The 21,787-nt window shown below is 65.3% G+C and carries 20 protein-coding genes; 9 read left to right on the forward strand and 11 right to left on the reverse strand.

The genetic code is table 11. The features are described 5' to 3' along the window. Positions 1-53 precede the first annotated feature (53 nt). Both lpdA and AB5K84_RS02070 read left to right on the forward strand, forming a co-directional pair. Positions 54-1,454 carry a dihydrolipoyl dehydrogenase gene (lpdA, locus tag AB5K84_RS02065; RefSeq protein ID WP_011083281.1) on the forward strand — a complete coding sequence of 467 codons (1,401 nt, stop codon included), beginning with the start codon at positions 54-56 and terminating at the stop codon, positions 1,452-1,454. A gap of 34 nt (positions 1,455-1,488) precedes the next feature. Further along, positions 1,489-2,019 carry a hypothetical protein gene (locus AB5K84_RS02070; protein ID WP_011083280.1) on the forward strand — a complete coding sequence of 177 codons (531 nt, stop codon included), beginning with the start codon at positions 1,489-1,491 and terminating at the stop codon, positions 2,017-2,019. 196 nt (positions 2,020-2,215) lie between these two features. Here AB5K84_RS02070 and AB5K84_RS02075 read toward each other — a convergent pair whose 3' ends face one another. Further along, on the reverse strand, positions 2,216-2,806 hold the full coding sequence (locus AB5K84_RS02075) for a DUF4337 domain-containing protein (RefSeq protein ID WP_011083279.1): 591 nt from the start codon (positions 2,804-2,806) through the stop codon (positions 2,216-2,218). 100 nt (positions 2,807-2,906) lie between these two features. Beyond that, the gene (locus AB5K84_RS02080; RefSeq protein ID WP_011083278.1) at positions 2,907-3,872 is read right to left on the reverse strand and encodes a tyrosine recombinase XerC; all 966 of its coding nucleotides are present in this window, start codon (positions 3,870-3,872) and stop codon (positions 2,907-2,909) included. A 112-nt stretch (positions 3,873-3,984) separates the two neighbouring features. On the opposite strand from AB5K84_RS02080, the gene AB5K84_RS02085 reads away from it, so the two are divergent. After that, on the forward strand, positions 3,985-6,195 hold the full coding sequence (locus AB5K84_RS02085; protein WP_011083277.1) for a primosomal protein N': 2,211 nt from the start codon (positions 3,985-3,987) through the stop codon (positions 6,193-6,195). 232 nt (positions 6,196-6,427) lie between these two features. Here AB5K84_RS02085 and AB5K84_RS02090 read toward each other — a convergent pair whose 3' ends face one another. Beyond that, the gene (locus AB5K84_RS02090; protein ID WP_011083276.1) at positions 6,428-6,925 is read right to left on the reverse strand and encodes a septal ring lytic transglycosylase RlpA family protein; all 498 of its coding nucleotides are present in this window, start codon (positions 6,923-6,925) and stop codon (positions 6,428-6,430) included. Between the two features lie 658 nt (positions 6,926-7,583). Between AB5K84_RS02090 and AB5K84_RS02095 the strand changes: the two genes are divergently transcribed. The 6 genes from AB5K84_RS02095 (at position 7,584) to AB5K84_RS02120 (ending at position 14,539) form a co-directional block, all read left to right on the forward strand. Then, positions 7,584-8,144, forward strand: a complete 561-nt coding sequence (locus AB5K84_RS02095) for a F0F1 ATP synthase subunit delta (protein WP_011083275.1) — start codon at positions 7,584-7,586, stop codon at positions 8,142-8,144. Beyond that, a complete protein-coding gene (gene atpA, locus AB5K84_RS02100) occupies positions 8,144-9,673 on the forward strand; it encodes a F0F1 ATP synthase subunit alpha (RefSeq protein WP_011083274.1) in 1,530 nt (509 codons plus the stop codon). The genes AB5K84_RS02095 and atpA overlap by 1 nt, the downstream gene beginning before the upstream one ends. Before the next feature lie 174 nt (positions 9,674-9,847). After that, a complete protein-coding gene (locus tag AB5K84_RS02105; protein ID WP_011083273.1) occupies positions 9,848-10,720 on the forward strand; it encodes a F0F1 ATP synthase subunit gamma in 873 nt (290 codons plus the stop codon). Between the two features lie 82 nt (positions 10,721-10,802). Continuing rightward, a complete protein-coding gene (gene atpD / locus AB5K84_RS02110) occupies positions 10,803-12,236 on the forward strand; it encodes a F0F1 ATP synthase subunit beta (protein ID WP_011083272.1) in 1,434 nt (477 codons plus the stop codon). A gap of 86 nt (positions 12,237-12,322) precedes the next feature. After that, positions 12,323-12,730 (forward strand): F0F1 ATP synthase subunit epsilon, encoded by a 408-nt coding sequence (locus AB5K84_RS02115; protein WP_011083271.1) that lies wholly within the window; start codon positions 12,323-12,325, stop codon positions 12,728-12,730. Between the two features lie 162 nt (positions 12,731-12,892). After that, positions 12,893-14,539 (forward strand): adenylate/guanylate cyclase domain-containing protein, encoded by a 1,647-nt coding sequence (locus tag AB5K84_RS02120; RefSeq protein ID WP_011083270.1) that lies wholly within the window; start codon positions 12,893-12,895, stop codon positions 14,537-14,539. Between the two features lie 166 nt (positions 14,540-14,705). Here the strand turns inward: AB5K84_RS02120 and AB5K84_RS02125 are convergent, their stop codons facing one another. From AB5K84_RS02125 to AB5K84_RS02160, 8 genes are all read right to left on the reverse strand, one after another. After that, entirely contained in the window at positions 14,706-15,209 is a 504-nt protein-coding gene (locus tag AB5K84_RS02125) for an RNA pyrophosphohydrolase (protein WP_011083269.1), read from the reverse strand. Between the two features lie 104 nt (positions 15,210-15,313). Further along, positions 15,314-15,817 carry an RNA pyrophosphohydrolase gene (locus AB5K84_RS02130; RefSeq protein WP_011083268.1) on the reverse strand — a complete coding sequence of 168 codons (504 nt, stop codon included), beginning with the start codon at positions 15,815-15,817 and terminating at the stop codon, positions 15,314-15,316. A 74-nt stretch (positions 15,818-15,891) separates the two neighbouring features. Next, positions 15,892-17,115, reverse strand: a complete 1,224-nt coding sequence (locus tag AB5K84_RS02135) for a divergent polysaccharide deacetylase family protein (RefSeq protein WP_011083267.1) — start codon at positions 17,113-17,115, stop codon at positions 15,892-15,894. A 148-nt stretch (positions 17,116-17,263) separates the two neighbouring features. Next, entirely contained in the window at positions 17,264-18,619 is a 1,356-nt protein-coding gene (locus AB5K84_RS02140) for a S41 family peptidase (RefSeq protein ID WP_011083266.1), read from the reverse strand. Then, complete coding sequence (locus tag AB5K84_RS02145) at positions 18,616-19,965, reverse strand: murein hydrolase activator EnvC family protein (RefSeq protein WP_011083265.1); 1,350 nt, start codon at positions 19,963-19,965, stop codon at positions 18,616-18,618. Before AB5K84_RS02145 ends, AB5K84_RS02140 begins: the two co-directional genes overlap by 4 nt. Positions 19,966-19,998: 33 nt before the next feature. Beyond that, entirely contained in the window at positions 19,999-20,481 is a 483-nt protein-coding gene (gene rlmH, locus AB5K84_RS02150) for a 23S rRNA (pseudouridine(1915)-N(3))-methyltransferase RlmH (RefSeq protein ID WP_011083264.1), read from the reverse strand. A 94-nt stretch (positions 20,482-20,575) separates the two neighbouring features. After that, complete coding sequence (gene rsfS, locus AB5K84_RS02155; RefSeq protein WP_027523570.1) at positions 20,576-20,932, reverse strand: ribosome silencing factor; 357 nt, start codon at positions 20,930-20,932, stop codon at positions 20,576-20,578. Positions 20,933-21,128: 196 nt separating this feature from the next. Continuing rightward, positions 21,129-21,773: a nicotinate-nucleotide adenylyltransferase gene (locus AB5K84_RS02160; RefSeq protein WP_038965055.1), complete on the reverse strand. Its 645-nt coding sequence runs from the start codon at positions 21,771-21,773 to the stop codon at positions 21,129-21,131. Positions 21,774-21,787: the final 14 nt, after the last annotated feature.

Consider the following 21,787-nt stretch of genomic DNA (forward strand, 5'->3'; position numbering starts at 1 on the left):
GCCGCGCGGACGCTGACGCATCTTTCCACGCTAAACTCACGGGACTTTCTCTCATGGCTACCTACGATCTCGTCGTCATCGGCACCGGACCGGGCGGTTATGTCTGCGCGGTGCGCGCAGCCCAGCTCGGCATGAAAGTCGCCGTGGTCGAAAAGAACGCAACGCTCGGCGGCACCTGCCTCAATGTCGGCTGCATGCCCTCGAAGGCGCTGCTGCACGCTTCCGAAATGTTCGAGGAGGCCGCGCACTCCTTCGCCAAGATGGGCGTGTCGGTCTCCGAGCCGAAGCTCGAGCTTCCGGCGATGATGAACTTCAAGCAGCAGGGCATCGACGGCAACGTCAAGGGCGTCGAGTTCCTGATGAAGAAGAACAAGATTGACGTGCTCAAGGGCACCGGCAAGATTCTTGGCACCGGCAAGGTCGAAGTCTCCGCCGACGGCAAGTCGCAGGTCGTCGAGACCAAGAGCATCGTGATCGCCACCGGCTCGGACATCGCGCGTCTCAAGGGCATCGAGATCGACGAGAAGCGCATCGTTTCGTCCACCGGCGCGCTGTCGCTGGACAAGGTCCCCGGTAAGCTGCTTGTCGTCGGCGCCGGCGTGATCGGCCTCGAGCTCGGCTCGGTGTGGAAGCGGCTCGGCGCCGAAGTCGTCGTCGTCGAATTCCTGGATCGCATCATGCCCGGCATGGACGGCGAGATCGCCAAGCAATTCCAGCGCATCCTCGAGAAGCAGGGCTTTGCATTCAAGCTCGGCGCCAAGGTCACCGCCGTTGATACCTCCGGCAAGACGCTGAAGGCGACGATCGAGCCCGCCGCCGGCGGCGCTGCGGAGACGCTGGAAGCCGACGTCGTGCTCGTCTGCATCGGCCGCGTGCCCTACACCGATGGGCTCGGCCTGAAGGAAGCCGGCGTTGCGCTCGACAATCGCGGCCGCGTGCAGATCGATCCGCATTTCGCCACCAGCCTGAAGGGCGTCTATGCCATCGGCGACGTCGTCGCGGGCCCGATGCTCGCGCACAAGGCCGAGGATGAAGGCGTTGCGGTTGCCGAGATCATCGCAGGCCAGGCCGGCCACGTGAATTACGACGTTATCCCAGGCGTCGTGTATACCACGCCGGAAGTCTCCTCCGTCGGCAAGACCGAGGAGGAACTGAAGCAGGCGGGCGTGGCTTATACCGTCGGGAAGTTTCCCTTTACCGCCAACGGCCGCTCCAAGGTCAACCAGACCACCGATGGCTTTGTGAAGATTCTCGCAGATGCGAAGACCGATCGCGTGCTCGGCGTGCACATTATCGGCCGCGAAGCCGGCGAAATGATCCATGAAGCGTGCGTTCTCATGGAGTTTGGCGGCAGTGCGGAGGATCTCGCGCGCACCTGCCACGCGCATCCGACCCGCTCGGAGGCCATCAAGGAAGCCGCGCTTGCAGTCGGCAAGCGGGCCATCCATATGTAGGCGACGCCCCGAGCCGAATCGGGCGGGACAACACATGCTGCGCCGCCTTCTCCAACCGGTCTGGGTCCTGCTTGCGATCATTTTCCTGATCGAAGCCTGGCTGTGGGACCATCTCGAACCGATCGTCGCGCGGGTTGTCGCAGCTATCCCGCTCGCGCGTTTCAAGCAATGGCTGACGGAGCGTGTCGACGCGCTGTCGCCGGCCATGACGCTCATCGTGTTCGCGGTCCCCATCATCCCGCTGTTTCCGCTCAAGCTCGTCGGCCTGTGGCTGCTCACGCATGAATATTGGACCAGCGCCGTCTTCACGATCCTGTTCGCAAAGCTCGTCGGCGTCGGCGTCACCGCCTTCGTGTTCGACGTCACGCGCGACAAGCTTTTGGAGATGCACTGGTTCGAGCGGATCTACGATCTCGTGATGAAGGTGCGTGCCAAGGCGCACCTGCTGGTCGACCCGATCAAGCAGCGCATCCGCGAGCTGATCACCGGCAACGGCGAAGGCTGGTCCGCCCGCACGCTCCGCCTGATCCAGCGCTTCCGCAAGAGCGTGCACCAGGCGCGGTGATTGCGCTTTCAGTTGTCGGGCCAGGGCTCGCGCCAATTCTCAGGTGTCGTCCCGGCGAAGGCCGGGACCCATAACCCCAGGGAGTAGTTTGGCGAAGATTCGTCGTTCGGTACTCCCACCGCGAGTAATCGATAGATCACGCGGTATGGGTCCCGGCGTTCGCCGGGACGACGGCGGAGTAAGCCGCCTCACCCCCTCAATGCAAATGCAGCAGATGCGGCCACCACAGGCCGAGCGCGGTCATGAGCAGGCCGGCGAGCGTCAGGAGGCCGCCGACATAGGCGAGGGCGAAGATGCCGGTGATGATGGTGGCGGAGGCCAGCACGATGCCGATCTGGAAGGCGGCGGATGCCAGCTCGAAGTGATGGTATTTCGCGGTCGCCTCGTCGCGCTCGTGCTCGGCATGCTTGGCCTTCTCGGCGAGCTGCTCGGTGCCTTCGCCGGTCTCGGGCTCGGAGCGATAACGCTGCGCGGTCTTGGTCCAGTCGTCGACCTGCTTCTGCACCGCCGCCTTCATGGCGTCGTCGGTCGCGCCGACGACCGTGAGCTTGCCCTGCTCGGCCGCGGTCAGCACCACGGTGCGGCGGATGCTCTTGGCCTGGAAGAACGCCCAGAGATTGGCGGCCTCGACGTTCTTGCTGATCGATTCGGTCTGGGCGCCCTTGCCGAGCGTCTCCGAGATCGCCAGGAACAGGGCCAGCACGGCGATCAGAAGGGCGATCTTCTTGTTCGAGCCGGACGCGTGTTCGGCGTGCTCGGCATGCTCCATGCTTTCATGTGCGCTCATAAATCCCTCCTGCCTGGATGCCCCACGATTGACCGAACCGCGGGCGCCGCGCAAGAGGCATGCGCGCCAAGAGCTTGCTATGACAGCTTGATGTCAGAATTCACCGCCGCGGATGCGCGCTGGCATAGACTTCCAGCAGCCGCTCGGAATCGATGCCGGTGTAGATCTGCGTGGTCGAGAGCGAGGAATGGCCGAGCAGTTCCTGGATCGCGCGCAGGTCGCCGCCGCGCGACAGAAGATGCGTGGCGAAGGAATGGCGCAGCGCGTGCGGCGTCGCGCTGTCGGGCAGGCCGAGCGCGCCGCGCAGCCGCTCCATCGCGAGCTGGATGATGCGCGGGCTCAAGGGACCGCCGCGCGCGCCGACGAAGATCGGCCCTTCCGCCGGCAGCGGATAGGGGCACATCGAAACATATTCCTGCACCAGCGCCAGCACGTTCTGCAGCACCGGCACCATGCGGGTCTTGTTGCCTTTGCCTGTGACGACGAGCACGTCGCCTTCGCCCGGCTTCGGCACCTCGCGGCGCTTCAGTCCGAGCGCTTCGGAGATGCGCAGGCCGGAACCATACAGCAGCGCCATCACCGCCGCATCGCGCGCCAGAATCCAGGTCTCGCGTTCCTCGCCGGCGCGCTCGTCGGCGTCCGCAAGACGTTTGGCCGACGCCATCGGCAGCGGCTTCGGCAGGCTCTTTGCGACTTTCGGCGCGCGGATCGCGGAGAGCGCGCCGACCTTGCCCTTGCCCTCGCGTTCGAGGAAGCGGCCGAACGAGCGCAGGCCCGCCAGCGCGCGCATCAGCGAGCGACCGGCAATGTCGTCGGCCCGGCGCATCGCCATGAAGGCGCGCACGTCGGTGGCCTCCAGCGCGGCGAAGCGCTTGAGCGTGACGCGTTCGCCCCAGTGATTGCAGAGGAAATCCAGGCACTGCCGCAAGTCGCGGCCATAGGCCTCCAGCGTCTTCGGCGACAGCCGCCGCTCGGCGCCGAGATGCGACAGCCAGCGCGTCATCTCCTGCGCGATCGAGGGATCGGCGCTGGCGAGCTCGATTTGTGGGGCGGCCGCTTTGCTCATGCGCTCTGGACGTGGTGATTCCGCACAGTATATCGCATCACACTCGTTTATCGTTCGCTAAGGCCGCCTCACGGCGCTAGCCTTGAGGCCCCCGGGTTCCGATTCTCAGTTCATGGACCACACCTCCCGCAGCAGCACCGCCTCCGCCAACGCGACCCGCATGGTCGACGTGCTGGTGCCGGTCGCGCTCGACCAGACCTATTCCTACAAGGTGCCGCGCGGGATGGAGCTGAAGGCGGGCGATCTCGTCGGCGTGCCACTTGGGCCCCGCGAGGTGCTCGCCGTGGTCTGGGCGGAAAACGCCAATCCCGATCCGCGCCTGCACAACCGCCTCAAGGAGGTCAGCGAGAAGCTCGACCTCCAGCCGCTGAAGCCCGAGTTGCGTTCGGTCGTCGACTGGGTCGCCAATTACACGCTGAGCCCGCGCGGCATGGTGCTGCGCATGTGCCTGCGGATGGGCGAGAATCTCGGCCCCGAGCGGGTGCGCCCCGGCGTGCGCCTGATCGGCGATCCCCCCAGGCGGCTGACGCCGGCGCGGCAACGCGTGATCGCGGTGCTGTCGGACCGGCTGCTGCACGGCAAGTCCGAAGCGGCCAAGGAGGCGGGCGTCTCGGCCGGCGTGATCGACGGCCTGGTGGACGAAGGCACGCTCACGGTCGAGCCGATGCCGCCGCCGCCACCGCCGCCGGCCCCCGATCCGGATTTCGGCCGGCCGGATTTCACACCGCTCCAGCGCACCGCGGTCGATACGATGCGCGCGCTCGCGGCCAACGGCACCTTCCACGTCGCGCTGCTCGACGGCGTCACCGGCTCGGGCAAGACCGAGGTCTATTTCGAGGCGGTGGCGGAGGCGATCCGCCGCGGCAGGCAGTCGCTGATCCTGATGCCGGAGATCGCGCTCACCGGCCAGTTCCTCGACCGCTTCGCGCAGCGTTTTGGCGTGCGGCCGATCGAATGGCACTCCGAGCTCACCCCGCGCACCCGCGCGCGCAACTGGGCGGCGATCTCCGAAGGCAGCGCGCCGGTCGTGGTCGGCGCGCGCTCGGCGCTGTTTCTGCCCTACGCCAATCTCGGCCTCATCGTCGTCGACGAAGAGCACGACCAGGCCTACAAGCAGGACGAGGGCGTGCATTACCATGCCCGCGACATGGCGGTGGTGCGCGCGCATATCGCAAAAATTCCGATCGTGCTGGCCTCCGCGACGCCGTCGGTCGAATCCGAGGTCAATGCGCGCAAGAATCGCTATCAGCGCATCGCGCTGCCCTCGCGCTTCGGCGGCCAGCACATGCCGCATATCGAGGCGATCGACATGCGCCGCGAGCCGCCGGCGCGCGGCCGCTTCATCTCGCCGCGCCTGGCGGGCGAGATCAGGACCGCGATCGAGCGGCGCGAGCAGGCGCTATTGTTCCTCAATCGCCGCGGCTATGCGCCGCTGACGCTGTGCCGCGCCTGCGGCCACCGCTTCGCCTGCACCATCTGCGATGCCTGGCTGGTCGATCATCGCTTCCGCCAGCGCCTCGTCTGTCACCATTGCGGCTTCTCGATGCCGCGCCCGCATGTCTGTCCGAACTGTTCGGCGGAGGAATCGCTGGTCGCGGTCGGCCCCGGCGTCGAGCGCCTGCAGGAAGAAGCGGCCGCGCTGTTCCCGGAGGCGCGCACCATGGTGCTGTCGAGCGATCTCATCACCTCGATCGAGACCATGCGCTCCGAGCTTGCCGAGATCGCGGAGGGCCGCGTCGACATCATCATCGGCACGCAGCTCGTCGCCAAGGGCCACAATTTCCCGCGGCTCAATCTGGTCGGCGTCGTGGATGCGGATCTCGGCCTTTCCAATGGCGATCCGCGCGCGGCGGAACGCACCTGGCAGTTGCTCAACCAGGTGATCGGCCGCGCCGGACGCGAGCAGGGCCGCGGCGTCGGCTATCTCCAGACCCACCAGCCCGATCATCCCGTGATGAAGGCGCTGATCGCCTGCGACCGCGAAGCCTTCTACGACAGCGAGATCGATCTTCGCGAGCGCACGCTGTATCCGCCGTTCGGCCGGCTCGCCAGCCTGATCATCTCGGCCGGCGACCGCCCGAGCGCGGAAGGCTTTGGCCGCCGCCTCGTTGCGCTCGCGCCGCGCGACGAGCGCGTGGTGGTGCTGGGCCCGGCGGAAGCGCCGCTCGCCGTCATCAAGGGCCGCTACCGCTTCCGCATCCTGGTGAAATCGGCGCGCGGTTTCGACCTGTCGGACTATTTGCGCAACTGGCTCGCTGTGTGTCCGAAACCGAAGGGCAATCAGAAGCTGGAGGTGGACGTCGATCCGCAGAGCTTTTTGTAAGGCTGCCGTCGCCGCCACATTCTCCGCTGTCATTCCGGGGCGCGACGAAGTCGCGAGCCCGGAATCCATTTCACCGCGGGCCCTGCCGCCCGATGGATTCCGGGCTCGATGCTGCGCATCGCCCCGGAATGACGACAACAAAAAGCCCGCCGTCCCCCAAGACGGCGGGCTTGTTTCATGCGCGCATCAAACTGATGGAAAGTGCGCGGGCAATGTGAGGCGCCGTGGCGCCTTAGGAGATGACTTCCGCGGTGACGCGGCCGACGCCGGCGCCGGTGAGGCCGATGGCGCGGGCAGCGCCCGTGGAGAGGTCGAGCACACGGCCGCGAATGAACGGGCCACGGTCATTGATGGTGACGATCACGCTCGAGCCGCCGTGGGTGACGCGCAGCTTGGTGCCGAACGGCAGCGAACGGTGTGCCGCGGTCATGGCGTTCTGGTTGAAGCGCTGGCCCGAGGCGGTCCTGCTGCCGGACTCGTTGCCGTAATAGGAGGCCATGCCGGAGAAGCTGTGCCCGGTGCCCGAGGACGGCGTCATCGCCGCATTGGCATTGCGCCAATCAGAGCCTGCATTGGCGTCGGTCTGGGCGTGGTGGCGATGATGGTGCCGGTGATGCCTGGATTTGGCGGAAGCTTCGGTGGCGGTTCCACCGATGAAGAGGGTTGCGGCTATGAAAGCGATCGCCGTGCGCGGCCGGGTCACAGTGCCCAGCGTCTTGAAAGACAGCATTTAGTGGTCCCTAAGCTAGTATTGCCACATATGTGGCCAGTGGAGCCCTCATCAGTTTGTGAGCGGTTTGGCGTTTCGTTGCGCAATGCGGCATGAATTGGGCAGTAATTCCATTCTGTTTCGTCGTGAAATATCTTGTGACCTGCCGGTATATTCATCCGACATTCCGTAATTTTTAACTTTAACGATTCATTAACTTAACTATTACTTATGAATACTGTAGAGTGAAGTCATCGCTCTCAGCATTTAGAATTGGGTAAGTATTCAGCGGGCGGCGCGACCGGGGCCGAATTCACGCCTCAGCGATCCGTGTTCATGGCCGCTATGCGCTGAGAGCAGGAACCAACGGCGCCGCACCGCCGCAAGGCTCGCGGCAATTCCGTGGCGTGGCAGGTCATCGTCGAGGTCGCCGACCCCTCGTCATTGAAGCGCCGTCGAGTGCGACGAACTGGCGACAGAACCTCGTGCCTTTAATTTGGCGTCATGTTGCACGTGCGCGCCTGCTATGTTAGCAAAGCCGCGATTTTAACGAGCCCGGCACTTCCCGTGCTGGTCGAAAATCGAAGTCCCGCTTGAATTCCAAGGGCTTGGATCGCTAGGCGCCGCTTCGTGGCGACGGTTTTTCCCTTGCGAATTTGACAGCAAAAAGAGCGCGTCTGTGGCTGCAGAAGATACGTCCGTTTCCGGTGTGTCCGGCCGTTATGCAACGGCCTTGTTTGAACTGGCCCGCGACCAGAAAGCGGTCGACGAGGTCAAGGCCGACCTCGACAGGTTCGAGGCCTTGCTCGGCGAGAGCGCCGATCTGAAGCGCCTCGTCCGCAGCCCGGTGTTCGCGGCCGATGCCCAGTCCAGGGCCCTCACGGCCGTGCTGGACAAGGTCGGCATCGCCGGCATCTCTGCCAATTTCCTGAAAGTGCTGACCGCCAACCGCCGCCTGTTCGTGGTGGCTGACGTCATCCGCGCCTACCGCGCCCTCGTCGCCAAGTTCAAGGGCGAGGCGACCGCTGATGTCACCGTGGCGGAGGCGCTCTCGGACAAGAATCTCGACGCCCTCAAGGTTGCCCTGAAGTCGGTGACCGGCAAGGACGTCGCGCTGAACGTGAAAGTCGATCCCTCGATCATCGGTGGCCTCGTCGTCAAGCTGGGCAGCCGCATGGTGGATGGTTCGCTTCGCACCAAACTCAATTCGATCAAGCACGCGATGAAAGAGGCAGGCTGATGGACATCCGCGCCGCGGAAATTTCCGCGATCCTCAAGGACCAGATCAAGAATTTCGGCCAGGAAGCTGAAGTCTCCGAAGTCGGACAGGTGCTGTCCGTCGGCGACGGTATCGCCCGCGTCTACGGTCTGGACAACGTCCAGGCCGGTGAGATGGTCGAGTTCGAGAACGGCACCCGCGGCATGGCGCTGAACCTCGAAACCGACAACGTCGGCGTCGTTATTTTCGGTGCCGACCGCGAGATCAAGGAAGGTCAGACCGTCAAGCGCACCCGCGCCATCGTGGACGCGCCGGTCGGCAAGGGCCTGCTCGGCCGCGTCGTCGACGCGCTCGGCAACCCGATCGACGGCAAGGGCCCGATCCAGGCCGACAAGCGTATGCGCGTCGACGTCAAGGCGCCCGGCATCATTCCGCGCAAGTCGGTGAGCGAGCCGATGGCGACCGGCCTCAAGGCGATCGACGCCCTGATCCCGATCGGCCGCGGCCAGCGCGAGCTGATCATCGGCGACCGTCAGACCGGCAAGACCGCGATCGCGCTCGACACCATCCTGAACCAGAAGCCGCTCAACGCGCAGCCCGACGAGAACATCAAGCTGTACTGCGTCTACGTCGCAGTCGGCCAGAAGCGTTCGACCGTCGCCCAGTTCGTGAAGGTGCTGGAAGAGCAGGGCGCGCTCGAATACTCGATCATCGTCGCCGCCACCGCCTCGGATCCGGCGCCGATGCAGTACATTGCCCCCTTTACTGCCTGCACCATGGGCGAATTCTTCCGCGATAACGGCATGCACGCCGTCATCATCTATGACGATCTGTCCAAGCAGGCCGTCGCTTACCGCCAGATGTCGCTGCTGCTGCGCCGTCCGCCGGGCCGCGAAGCCTATCCGGGCGACGTGTTCTATCTGCACTCCCGCCTGCTCGAGCGCGCGGCGAAGCTCAGCAAGGATCATGGCTCGGGCTCGCTGACTGCGCTGCCTATTATCGAAACCCAGGCCAACGACGTGTCGGCCTACATCCCGACCAACGTCATCTCGATCACCGACGGCCAGATCTTCCTGGAAACCGACCTGTTCTTCCAGGGAATCCGTCCCGCGGTGAACGTCGGTCTGTCGGTGTCGCGCGTCGGTTCGTCCGCGCAGACCAAGGCCACCAAGAAGGTCGCCGGCAAGATCAAGGGCGAGCTCGCGCAGTATCGCGAAATGGCGGCGTTCGCGCAGTTCGGCTCCGACCTCGACGCCTCGACCCAGCGCCTGCTCAACCGCGGTTCGCGCCTGACCGAGCTCCTGAAGCAGCCGCAGTTCTCGCCGCTGAAGATGGAAGAGCAGGTCTGCGTGATCTGGGCTGGCACCAACGGCTATCTCGATCCGCTCCCCGTTAACAAGGTGCGCGCGTTCGAGGACGGTCTGCTCTCGCTGCTGCGCGGCAAGAACGTCGAGATCCTCAATTCGATCCGCGACAGCCGCGACCTCTCCGACGACACCGCTGCCAAGCTGAAGTCGGTGGTCGAAGGTTTTGCGAAGAGCTTCGCGTAAGAACCGTCACGGCCGGGCCAAAAGCGCGAAGCGCGTCTTCGCATTTGATGTCCCGGCCATCCACGCCTTACCGCGTGGGAGACGAAGACGTGGATGCCCGGGACAGGCCCGGGCATGACGACAGAGACAGGCTAGCGGTTTGGCCGCAAGGGCTCGAACCGTCGGGGACGAAGAATGGCGTCACTTAAAGACATGCGCGTCCGCATCGCCTCCACCAAGGCGACGCAAAAGATCACCAAGGCCATGCAGATGGTCGCGGCCTCGAAGCTGCGCCGCGCGCAGACCGCGGCCGAGGCTGCGCGTCCCTATGCCGACAAGATGAGCGCGGTGATTTCCAACATCGCCGGCGCCGCGGCGGGCTCGCCCGGCGCGCCGGCGCTGCTGGCCGGCACCGGCAGGGACCAGGTCCACCTGCTGCTGGTCTGCACCGGCGAGCGCGGCCTGTCCGGCGCCTTCAACTCCTCGATCGTGCGTCTCGCCCGTGAGCGCGCGCTGGCGCTGATGGCGCAGGGCAAGGAAGTGAAATTCTTCTGCGTCGGCCGCAAGGGTTACGAGCAGCTGCGCCGCCAGTTCGACAAGCAGATCGTCGAGCATCTCGACCTGCGCAGCGTTCGCCAGCTCGGCTTCGTCAACGCTGAGGACATCGCCAAGAAGGTTCTGGCGCGCTTCGAGGCCGGTGAATTCGACGTCTGCACGCTGTTCTATTCGCGCTTCCGCTCGGTGATCGCCCAGATCCCGACCGCCCAGCAGATCATCCCGCTGGTCGTCGAGGAGGGCACTGCCGCCAGCACGACGTCTTACGAATACGAGCCGGAAGAGGACGAGATCCTCACGCGCCTGCTGCCGCGCAACCTCGCGGTCCAGATTTTCCGCGCGCTGCTCGAGAACAACGCCTCGTTCTACGGCGCGCAGATGAGCGCGATGGACAACGCGACGCGCAACGCCGGTGAGATGATCCGCAAGCAGACGCTGGTCTACAACCGCACGCGTCAGGCGCAGATCACCAAGGAACTGATCGAAATCATCTCGGGTGCCGAGGCCGTCTGATCAAGGCGCTTCATTGCCCGTTAAACCCAACATCCCGGTCAGTTGACCGTGGTCTAGAAGTTCGGATCGAAGGAGACATTCAATGGCAGCCCAGTCCGGTCGCGTCACCCAGGTCATCGGCGCCGTCGTCGACGTGCAGTTCGAAGGCCACCTCCCGGCCATTCTCAATTCGCTCGAGACCAAGAACGGCGGCAACCGCCTGGTGCTCGAAGTCGCCCAGCATCTCGGCGAATCCACCGTGCGCACGATCGCGATGGACACCACCGAGGGTCTGGTCCGCGGCCAGGAAGTGACCGACACCGGTTCGCCGATCCGCGTTCCCGTCGGCGAAGGCACGCTCGGCCGCATCATCAACGTCATCGGCGAGCCGATCGACGAAGCCGGCCCGGTCAAGTCGGAAGGCCTGCGCGCCATCCACCAGGAAGCGCCGACCTACACCGACCAGTCCACCGAAGCTGAAATTCTCGTCACCGGCATCAAGGTCGTCGATCTCCTGGCTCCCTATGCGAAGGGCGGCAAGATCGGCCTGTTCGGCGGCGCCGGCGTCGGCAAGACCGTGCTGATTCAGGAGCTGATCAACAACGTCGCGAAGGCGCACGGTGGTTACTCCGTGTTCGCCGGCGTCGGCGAGCGTACCCGCGAGGGCAACGACCTCTATCACGAGTTCATCGAGTCCAAGGTCAACGCCGATCCGCACAATCCGGATCCGAGCGTGAAGTCGAAGTGCGCGCTGGTGTTCGGCCAGATGAACGAGCCGCCGGGCGCCCGCGCCCGCGTCGCGCTCACCGGTCTGACCATCGCGGAAGACTTCCGCGACAAGGGCCAGGACGTGCTGTTCTTCGTCGACAACATCTTCCGCTTCACCCAGGCCGGCTCGGAAGTGTCGGCGCTGCTCGGCCGTATTCCTTCGGCGGTGGGTTATCAGCCGACGCTCGCGACCGACATGGGCGCGCTGCAGGAGCGCATCACCACCACGCAGAAGGGCTCGATCACCTCGGTGCAGGCCATCTACGTTCCGGCCGACGACTTGACCGACCCGGCGCCCGCGACCTCGTTCGCGCATCTGGACGCGACCACCACGCTGTCGCGCTCGATCGCCGAAAAGGGCATCTACCCGGCGGTGGACCCGCTCGACTCGACCTCGCGCATGCTCTCCCCGCTGGTCGTCGGCGAGGAGCACTACGCGGTCGCCCGTCAGGTCCAGCAGGTGCTGCAGCGCTACAAGGCGCTTCAGGACATCATCGCCATTCTCGGCATGGACGAGCTTTCGGAAGAGGACAAGCTGACGGTGGCCCGCGCCCGCAAGGTCGAGCGCTTCATGTCGCAGCCGTTCCACGTCGCCGAAATCTTCACCGGCTCGCCCGGCAAGTTCGTCGACCTCGCCGACACCATCAAGGGCTTCAAGGGCCTGGTGGAAGGCAAGTACGACCACCTGCCGGAAGCTGCCTTCTACATGGTCGGCACCATCGAAGAGGCGGTCGAGAAGGGCAAGAAGCTCGCCGCTGAAGCGGCCTAAGAAGCGAATGGCGAATGGGGAGTAGCGAATAGTCGCCGCTCCCACTCGCCGCTCGCCATTCGCCACTCGCTATTCGCAGGTTTCTCATGGCCACCTTCCACTTCGATCTCGTCTCGCCGGAAAAGCTCGCATTCTCGGGTGAGGTCGACCAGGTCGACATCCCCGGCGTCGAGGGCGACTTCGGCGTGCTGGCGGGACATGCGCCGGTCGTGGCTGCAATCCGGCCGGGCATCCTCACCGTCACCACCGCCGGCCGCCACGAGAAGATCATCGTGCTCGGCGGCCTCGCCGAAGTCTCCGAAAAGGGCCTCACCGTGCTCGCCGACGTCGCGACCTCGCTGGACGAGCTCGATCGTGCCCAGTTCGCCGAGACCATCGCGGAGATGGAGGAGGGCCTGAAGGAGCACGAAGGCGGCGAGCTCGATCTGGCCATCGAGCGGCTGGACCACTACAAGAGCATCCAGCAGCAGCTCAGCTCGACGGCTATGCATTAAGCCCCGAGGCATCGCTTCGGGGCTCGAACGCGAAATTCCTGCAAGAAATTCCTGAATAAGTTCAGCGCTCGTCACGGAAGTGGCGGGCGCTGAAACTTTGTTGCACTGCGCAGCCGATAGCGGCATTCTTCGCCCGCGAATTTGTTCCGGGGCGGGTCACAGATGAAACGCAAGATCGCAGCGATTTTCGCAGCCGATATTGCCGGGTATTCGAGGCTGGTCGCGGAAGACGAGGAGGAGACGCTGCGGCGCCTGGCCTCCTACCGCGAAGTCATCGACGATTTCATCGCAAAGGCGACCGGTCGCATCTTCAACACCGCCGGCGATGCCGTGCTCGCGGAATTTCCGAGCGCGGTGGACGCGGTGCGCTGCGCGATCGACATCCAGGAGTCCTTGCGGACCCGCAACATGGCCTATCCGCCGAGCCGGCAGATGTCGTTCCGCATCGGCATCACCATCGGCGACGTGGTCGAGCGCAACGGCGATCTGCTCGGCGACGGCGTCAACATCGCCGCGCGGCTGGAAGGCCTCGCCGAGGTCGGCGGCATCTGCGTTTCCCGTGCCGTGCACGAGCAGGTCGCCAACAAGCTGTCGGTGCAGTTCGCCGATATCGGCGCGCAGGAGGTGAAGAACATCCCGACGCCGGTGCATGCCTACATGGTGGCGATGCGGCGCGAGGACGGCACCTATTCGAAGCCGCAGTTGAAGAAGCCCGCCTCCAGGCTCGCCGCCGCACCCGTGTGGATGTGGCCGCTGGTGGTGGCAGTCGTCTCGGTCGTTGCCATCGTTGTCACCGGCTTCCTCTACAACACCAAGCTCAAGCAGACGGCGACCGCCGTGGTGACGCCGGCCGCGACGCCAAGTGCGGCGCCGAGCGCGACGCCGACCCAGCTCGCAAAGGCGCAGGTAGCGCCGACGGCGCCGCCGAATGCCGGCGCTGCGATGGCGCCGATGCCCGCACCGTCGCCATCCGCCTCGCCGATGACGGGCAAGTTTGCTGCCGACAGCGTGCCCTTCATCAACGAGCGCATCCGCAACTACCTGGCCGGGGACTATTCCGCCGCCGGCGACTACAAGGCCTTCGCGCTCAATATCGGCGGCTTCACTGGTTCAGCGTTGAACCAGCCGAACGAGGAGGCCGCGCGTAACGCCGCGCTCGATCAGTGCCAGAAGCGCGCCGATGCCGCGCAATCGCCGCGGCGCTGCGAGCTCTATGCGGTCGGCAACAATGTCGTCTACACGCATGGCAAGCCGCCGATGCCGCCGTCTCCCTATTTTCGGCATGACGCGATGACCGAGCGAACCTTTGCGTCGAAGGACTTTCCGATGGTGCGCGATCCGCAAAAGGTCCGGCTCGAGAACATGTTCGTGCCGGCGGCGAAATCCCGGTCGGTCGCGCTCGGCCCGGGCGGACAATATTTCATGGTGCTGGGCTCATCATCGCCCGAGGAATCGGCGCGGCGTGCGCTGGAATCGTGCGGCGCGATCGCGGGCGTCGCTTGCATGATCGTCGCGGTGGACGATAATTTCGTCGTGCCGATTCCGACCCTGCTCAGGATCACCGGCTTCTTCCATGCTGCGAGCAATGCCTCGATCGTGGCCGACGCCCGCGACGAGGTCGTGCGCAAGCTCGCGGACGGCATGGGCTGGAATGCCGTCGCCGTCGGCACCGCAGGACGCCCCGGCCTCGGCCTGAAGGCCGCCGACGAGCAGACCGCGGTCAATTCCGCGCTGGCCGATTGCGCGAGGCGCGACAGCGACTGCCACGTGATCGCGATCGGCCCGTTTACGGTCGGGCCGACGAACTAGCGCTTGCTCTGATTGGGCCCGACGAACGCGCCAACAAAGGTGCGTTCCCTCCCCAACAAGGGGGGAGGAACGAGAGAATCGTGCGGCCCGCACGCGCAAATTTCCGTCGAGAATGTCCCAATGATTTCAACCACCATTCTACTGTGCATGGGGTTGTTTTCGCAGTTTAGCTCGCGAAGGGCGCGAACTGCTGCGCCACGGCCCGATAGACCTCGCGGCGGAACGGCACCACGAGATCGGCGACGCGATCGAGCTGCTCCCAGCGCCACGCGTCGAATTCCGCGGGCTGCCCGTTCTGCGGCGTCAGCGGATCGATCTCGTCGTCCTTGCCGGTGAAGCGCAGCGCGAACCATTTCTGGCGCTGGCCGCGAAACTTCGCCAGCCGATGCGTCTGCGGTCCGTCATAGGGCGGGAATTCGTAGGTGAGCCAGTCGGTCTCGCCGAGATAGCTCGCGCTGACGACATTGGTCTCCTCCCAGAGCTCGCGCATCGCCGCATCGCGCAGGTCCTCGCCCTCGTCGACGCCGCCCTGCGGCATCTGCCAGTCGAGACCCGGCAGGATGATCTCGGGGCCGTCGCCCTTGAAGCGGTGGCCGATCAGCACGCGGCCTTCGGCATTGAACAGCGCGATCCCGACATTGGGACGGTAGGGTTTGTTGTCGTTCGACATGCGGTCACTTCTCTGATCGTCATTCCGGGATGGTCCGAAAGGCCAGCCCCGGAATTCCGAGATCCCGGGTTCGTGCTTCGCACGCCCCGGAGTGACGGTGCAAACTATTCCTCCGCCAGCGCGGAAAACTCCTTCACCACGCGCTCATAGACCGGGCGTTTGAAGGGGATGATCAGCCCGGGAAGATTCTTCATCGGCTCCCAGCGCCAGCTGACGAACTCGGCCTTGTGGCCGCCGCCGGGGTTTTCGACATTGATCTCGCTGTCCTTGCCGGTGAAGCGCACCGCGAACCATTTCTGGCGCTGGCCGCGGTAGCGGCCCTTCCAGGCGCGGCCTGCGACGGTGCGCGGGATGTCGTAGATCAGCCAGTCCGGAACCTCGCCGAGCCGCTCGACCGAGCGCACGCTGGTCTCCTCATAGAGCTCGCGCTTGGCGGCCGCCCAGGTGTCCTCGCCGGGATCGACGCCGCCTTGCGGCATCTGCCAGACATGGGTGTCGTCGATATGTTCGATGCCACCGGCGCGGCGGCCGATGAACACCAGTCCCTTCGCGTTGATCAGCATCACTCCGACGCAAGTCCGGTAGGGCAGATCCTCGTAACGCGCCATTCCGCCAAACCTCTCGCGTGCTTCCGGCAGGGCATCTCGGCCCCGCGGGACCCGTACCGTACCAATTCGTTGATTTAGCTGGATTTTGATTTCAGCATCGCGGTTGTCAATGGCACCAAAAGGATACCCCGGTCGCCCAATGTCTTGGTCCAGGCGCCGATGCGCTCGATCGAGACGGGGAGGGCGGAGGCGGTGCCGATGGCCGTGCCGCGCTCGCGCGCCGCCGATTCGAGCTTGTTCAGGGCACGGTCGATCTCGGCCGGGGTCGGCACCACGTCGATCGCGATGTCGCCCTTGCCGAACGGCATCGCCTGGCTCGCTGCGGCCTGGGGTGCGATGCTGCGGGGCGAGGAGCCGTCGTCGAAGAAGCCGAGGCCGCGCTTGGCCGCCTCGCGGATGATCGGCTGCATCGCCGCGTCCGTCGCCACGAAGCGGGCGCCCATGAAATTGGTGATGCCGGCATAGCCCTGCATCCGGCTCAGGTGCCAGTACAGGCGGTCCATGTTCTGGTCGGCGCTGAGCGAGGTCAGCAGCGTCTGCGGGCCCGGGTCGTTGTCAGGGAAGTCGTAGGGCTCCATCGGGATCTGGAGGAAGATCTCGTGGCGCTGGGTGCGGGCCCGCTCGGCGATTTTTCCTGGATCGGAACCATAGGGCGTGAAGGCCAGCGTCACCGCGGCCGGCAGCTTCATGATCGCGTCGGTGGTCTTGGCGGCGCCGACGCCGAGCCCGCCGATCACGATCGCGACGACCGGCATCTTGGCGGCCTTGGCGCGGTCGGCATCGGCCGCGTAGACGTTGAACGGCTTCGATCCGTCGGCGACCACCGGGATCATGCCGTAGCGCGACTTCTCCAGCAGCTTCGGGTCGATTCCGGCCATGACCGGCGGCGGTGCGGACGCCGCCTCGCCCTTGTCGTCGGCCTCGCCGGCGCCGATCACCACGTCGTGGCGCGCGCCGGTGGAGCCATCGATCATGGTGACGGTCTTCTGCTCGCCGGGAGCGGCCTGCTTCGGCGCCTCCCTGGTCTCGTGCTTGCTCTCTTGCTTGCTGTCCTGGCCGTGGCCGGAGGCGGCCGGCTTCTCGTCCGTGGCTTTGGGCTCGCGGATCGCGATCCGGGTCATCGGCTCGCCGCCGAGCGGATCCTTGTTGAAGATGGCGAAGCCGGCAAAGGTGACGAGGAACAGGCCGAGCAGCATGGCGAGCGCCTGCATGGCCGTGAACGGCAGCCGCAGCCGGCGTTTCCGGCGCAGCTTGTCCTGTCCGAGCGGGGCGCTCAGATCATCGGCCGTTTCAGTCATGCGCGATCCCGAATCACTGCTGCCGACGATACCACGCCGAGGTCAAGCGGCGGCAGGCCGGGATAGGCCGGGGATGCCATGAGCTCCAAACAAAAAAGGGCGGCTCCGGGAGCCGCCCTTTGCGTTGGATCGCGCGGGTCGCGCCGACTCAGTTCGCCGCTTTGGGCTTGTCGGTCGCGGCCTTGTCGGTACCCGGCGTGGGCGCCGCGGAGGCGCTGTTCTTGATGCCGTGGAGCAGGTCGTCGGCGAGCTTCAGCGCCTTGTCGTCCTTGGCGTCCGGCGGGACGTAGGACTGCGAGCCGGTCTTCTCGTCGCCGTCGTTCTTCAGATGGCCGCGCAGCGAAGCCTCGCCCTTGGTGTCGGTGCGCGACTTCAACTCGTCCGGCACGTCCTGGAGCACTTCGATATCGGGCACGATGCCCTTGGCCTGGATCGACTTGCCCGACGGCGTGTAGTAGCGCGCCGTGGTCAGGCGCAGCGCGCCGTTGCCCGAGCCGAGCGGGATGATGGTCTGCACCGAGCCCTTGCCGAACGAGCGCGTGCCGACGATGGTCGCGCGCTTGTGGTCCTGCAGCGCGCCGGCGACGATTTCGGACGCCGAGGCCGAGCCGCCATTGACCAGAACGATGACCGGCTTGCCCTTGGTGAGGTCGCCGGCATGCGCGGTGCGGCGCTGGGTCTCCTCGGCATTGCGGCCGCGGGTCGACACGATCTCGCCCTTCTCCAGGAACGAGTCGGAGACGGTGACCGCTTCCTCGAGCAGGCCGCCCGGATTGTTGCGGAGGTCGATGATGTAGCCCTTCAGCTTGTCGCCGATCTGATTCGAGAGGTTGGCGACCTCGCGCTTCAGGCCTTCGGTGGTCTGCTCGTTGAAGGTGGTGATGCGGATATAGGCGATGTCGTCGGCCTCGATGCGGGCGCGCACCGAGCGGACGCGGATGTTGTCGCGCACCAAGGTGACGTCGAGCGGATTGTCCTGGCCCTTGCGGATGATCTTGAGCTTGATCTTGGTGTTGACCGGACCGCGCATCTTCTCGACCGCCTGGTTCAGGGTCAGGCCCTGCACCGCTTCGTCGTCGAGATTGGTGATGATGTCGTTGGCCATGATGCCGGCGCGCGACGCCGGTGTGTCGTCGATCGGCGAGACGACCTTGATCAGGCCGTCTTCCATCGTGACCTCGATGCCGAGGCCTCCGAACTCACCGCGGGTCTGCACCTGCATGTCGCGGAAGCTCTTGGCGTCCATGTAGCTCGAATGCGGATCGAGGCCGGTGAGCATGCCGCTGATGGCGGATTCGATCAGCTTGGTGTCGTCGGGCTTCTCGACATAGTCGGAGCGCACGCGCTCGAAGACGTCGCCGAACAGATTGAGCTGGCGATAGGTGTCTGCGGTGGCGGCCCGCGCGCTGGAGCCCATGAAGACCGCGCGCGGCTGGGTCACGAACAGCGTCAGCGCCGCACCGGTGGCCGCGCTGAGGAGGATAACTGAAGTCTTGCGCATCATCCGCGAACCTTCTCGCCTTCATTTGCGGCCCACCATGGGCCTGGATCGATTGGAGTGCCGTCTTTGCGGAACTCGACATACAGCACAGGTTGACTCGCGTTCGTGGCGAGAATGGAGGCGACTTGAGAGGTCGACCCCATGGTCGCGACCGGCTCCCCCGTGAGCACAAACTGTCCGATGTTGACCGAAATGCGCTCCATCCCGGCGATCAGGACATGATACCCGCCCCCGGCGTTGAGGATCAAGAGTTGTCCATAACTGCGGAACGGGCCGGCATAGACCACCCAGCCATCACACGGCGTCGTGACCTGGGAGCCCGGCTTGGTGGCCAGCGAAATGCCCTTCTGGACCCCGCCGACCCCATCGGAACCGCCAAAGTCCCTGATCTTGTTACCGTTAACCGGAAGCGGCAGCAGGCCCTTGGCCGAAGCGAAGGCGATCGCGGGGCTGGTCCGGGACCGGTCCTTGAAAGCGCCAGGGCCCGACTTGGCGCCGGCGGCCGCTTTTGCCTCCGCCTGCCTGGCGGCCTCGGCTGCCTTCTCCGCCGCCTTGGCGGCGCTTTGCAGGTCCTGCTCCATCTTGGCGATCAGGCCCTGGAGATCGCCGACCTGCCTTGAAAGCATGATGGCGCGCGAGTTCTCGGCATCGAGGTCCTTCTCGCGCGCGGCCTGCTGGCGCTGCCGTTCGTCGACCAATGCGGCGAGCCGGCTCTGGTCGTTGCGGACCCTGTCGCGATCGGAAGCGAGCTGGTCGCGTTCGGTGGCGATGTTCTTGCGCAGAGCCACGAGCTCGCCGAGCTCGCTCGCGATCTTTTCGGCGCGGCCGCGCAGTTCCGGCACGACGGCGCCGAGCAGCATCGCCGTGCGCAGCGATTGCAGCGCGTCCTCGGGCCGCACCAGCAGCGCGGGCGGCGTGCGCCGGCCGGCGCGCTGCAAGGCCGCCAGTACCTCGACGATGTCGGCGCGGCGCGAATCAAGCGAGGTGCGCATCGCCTGCTCGCGGCCGTTGAGCGTCTTCAGCCGCGCTTCGGCTTCGTCGATCTTGGTCTCGACGCTGCGCACATTGGCGGCAGTGTCGATCAGCTGCTGGTTGAGCTGGGTGCGGTCCTGGCCGAGCGAGCTGATCTCGGCCTTGAGCTTGGCCTGAGCCTCCTCCGCGCTCTTCTGCCTGGCGCGCGCGGCCTCCAGCTCCTGCTCGCGCTGCTTGATCGCATCGGGCGAGACGGCTGCGGTCTGCGGCGCCGGCGTCTGAGCTTGCGCGAGGCTTGCGCCCAAGACACTTGCATCCAAGACAGTTGCGCCTGAGACGCTCGCGATCAGCAGCAGGTTGAGGACAGGCGCTCGCATCGCTTTAGGCAAAGGTGCTCGTTGTGGCGCGGATCACGCGCGGTGATAGGGGTGGCCGGCCAGGATGGTGGCGGCCCGATAAAGCTGTTCCAGAAGCATGACGCGGACCATTTGGTGCGGCCAGGTCGCAGAGCCGAACGCGATCGCGAGCTTGGCCTTACGGCGCAATTCGGGCGAAAGTCCGTCCGCCCCTCCGATCACGAAGATAGTATGACCGGCACCCTCGTCGCGCCAGCGCCCGAGGTGCCGTGCGAATACGGTGGAATCGAGATTCTGGCCGCGTTCGTCCAGCGCCACCAGGATCGACTTGTCCGGGATGTACGCACCGATCGCCGCAGCCTCTTCGGCCATCCGCGTCGCGGCGTCGCGCGCGCGGCTCTCGGGAATTTCGTGGATCGACAGCTCGCGGAATCCGAGCTTGCGGCCGGCCTCGTCGAACCGCTCGAAATAGCGGTCGGCAAGCTCCCGTTCGGGGCCCTGCTTCAGCCGGCCCACCGCAATGACAGCAACACGCATGTGTTCAGAGCCGTGTTTTCAAGGCCGCGCGCATCTCGCGCGCGCACGACGCTAGCATGCGCGTCAGCCGATTCGAAATCGGCTCTTTGAGCCTCTAGATCGCCTTCGCCGCCCCTGGGCCCTGCGTGTACAATCTCTCGAGATTGTAGAACTCGCGGACCTCGGGTCTGAACACGTGCACGATCACATCGCCGGAATCGATCAGCACCCAGTCGCAATTGGGCAAGCCCTCGACGTGGATGTTCTTGATGCCGGTTTCCTTGAGGCTCTTCGTGACGTTTTCCGCGATCGCGCCGACGTGCCGGTTGGCCCGGCCCGTGGTGACGATCATGTAGTCGGAGTACGCCGATTTGCCGCGAAGGTCGATTGTGACCGTCTCTTCCGCCTTCATGTCCTCGAGGCGGGAGAGGATCAGGCTCAGCGTCTTGTCGGCGTCGGGTTGCGCCTTCAAGGCCGCAGCTTTGGTCGATGTTTTACGCGTAGGCTTAGCAACCTTGGGTAAAACAGACTTGGACAATACAGATGTGGCCAGGGACCATTCCTTTCACTGTATCGCGAGAGCCGAATCCGATCCTCGCGGGTTACACTACATCATGTGGGGTTAAGGGTTTCAATATGCCAGAGAGCCCCGATCCGCACAGTCTGTCTCACTTCGTACCTTTCCAGCTCCCGTCCGGGTTCCGCAGGCCCGTCGAGGACAGGTTCAGCTTCAGTCCGGTGAGGAAGACCCAGGCCGGCGCCGGCCGATCCGCCAGCAACGCCGCCTCATTCTCGGGGAGGCGGTAGCGCGATAGTGCCTTGGCGGCAGGAGAGGCGAGGGCACGAAAACTCTGCGGCGGGCGATCGATGACCGCGATCGGCACCTGGCCGGCGATGCGCCGCCAGTCCTGCCAACGGTGGAATTGAGCGAGGTTGTCGGCGCCCATGATCCAGACAAAGCGCAGGCCGCGGAGACGGCGGCGCAAGGTGTTGATCGTGTCGATAGTGTAGCGCGTGCGAATGACGGATTCGAGACAGCTCACCTCGATCCTGGGATCGTTGGCGACGTCGCGCGCGGCCTGCATGCGCGCGCCGAGTTCATGCAGCGTGCCGTTCTCCTTCAGCGGGTTGCCGGGCGTGACCAGCCACCAGACGCGATCGAGTTGCAATCGCTTGAGCGCGAACTGACTGATCGCGCGATGGGCCTGATGCGGCGGATTGAAGGAGCCGCCGAGCAGGCCGACGCGCATGCCCGGGGTCGAGGGCGGGATCGCTTGCGCCACGAAACGCGGCACGACGAAATTGTTGCTCAATTGCCCGCGCCTCG

It is taken from the genome of Bradyrhizobium sp. 1200_D9_N1_1 (assembly GCF_052075915.1).
In the GTDB taxonomy this organism is placed as follows: Bacteria; Pseudomonadota; Alphaproteobacteria; order Rhizobiales; family Xanthobacteraceae; genus Bradyrhizobium; species Bradyrhizobium diazoefficiens.

Excerpts from the sequence above, each read along its gene's own strand:
- lpdA (WP_011083281.1), top strand. The coding sequence starts at position 54 with ATGGCTACCTACGATCTCGTCGTCATCGGCACCGGACCGGGCGGTTAT.
- AB5K84_RS02070 (WP_011083280.1), top strand. The coding sequence starts at position 1,489 with ATGCTGCGCCGCCTTCTCCAACCGGTCTGGGTCCTGCTTGCGATCATT.
- AB5K84_RS02075 (WP_011083279.1), bottom strand. The coding sequence starts at position 2,806 with ATGAGCGCACATGAAAGCATGGAGCATGCCGAGCACGCCGAACACGCG.
- AB5K84_RS02080 (WP_011083278.1), bottom strand. The coding sequence starts at position 3,872 with ATGAGCAAAGCGGCCGCCCCACAAATCGAGCTCGCCAGCGCCGATCCC.
- AB5K84_RS02085 (WP_011083277.1), top strand. The coding sequence starts at position 3,985 with ATGGACCACACCTCCCGCAGCAGCACCGCCTCCGCCAACGCGACCCGC.
- AB5K84_RS02090 (WP_011083276.1), bottom strand. The coding sequence starts at position 6,925 with ATGCTGTCTTTCAAGACGCTGGGCACTGTGACCCGGCCGCGCACGGCG.
- atpA (WP_011083274.1), top strand. The coding sequence starts at position 8,144 with ATGGACATCCGCGCCGCGGAAATTTCCGCGATCCTCAAGGACCAGATC.
- AB5K84_RS02105 (WP_011083273.1), top strand. The coding sequence starts at position 9,848 with ATGGCGTCACTTAAAGACATGCGCGTCCGCATCGCCTCCACCAAGGCG.
- atpD (WP_011083272.1), top strand. The coding sequence starts at position 10,803 with ATGGCAGCCCAGTCCGGTCGCGTCACCCAGGTCATCGGCGCCGTCGTC.
- AB5K84_RS02115 (WP_011083271.1), top strand. The coding sequence starts at position 12,323 with ATGGCCACCTTCCACTTCGATCTCGTCTCGCCGGAAAAGCTCGCATTC.
- AB5K84_RS02120 (WP_011083270.1), top strand. The coding sequence starts at position 12,893 with ATGAAACGCAAGATCGCAGCGATTTTCGCAGCCGATATTGCCGGGTAT.
- AB5K84_RS02125 (WP_011083269.1), bottom strand. The coding sequence starts at position 15,209 with ATGTCGAACGACAACAAACCCTACCGTCCCAATGTCGGGATCGCGCTG.
- AB5K84_RS02130 (WP_011083268.1), bottom strand. The coding sequence starts at position 15,817 with ATGGCGCGTTACGAGGATCTGCCCTACCGGACTTGCGTCGGAGTGATG.
- AB5K84_RS02135 (WP_011083267.1), bottom strand. The coding sequence starts at position 17,115 with ATGACTGAAACGGCCGATGATCTGAGCGCCCCGCTCGGACAGGACAAG.
- AB5K84_RS02140 (WP_011083266.1), bottom strand. The coding sequence starts at position 18,619 with ATGATGCGCAAGACTTCAGTTATCCTCCTCAGCGCGGCCACCGGTGCG.
- AB5K84_RS02145 (WP_011083265.1), bottom strand. The coding sequence starts at position 19,965 with ATGCGAGCGCCTGTCCTCAACCTGCTGCTGATCGCGAGCGTCTCAGGC.
- rlmH (WP_011083264.1), bottom strand. The coding sequence starts at position 20,481 with ATGCGTGTTGCTGTCATTGCGGTGGGCCGGCTGAAGCAGGGCCCCGAA.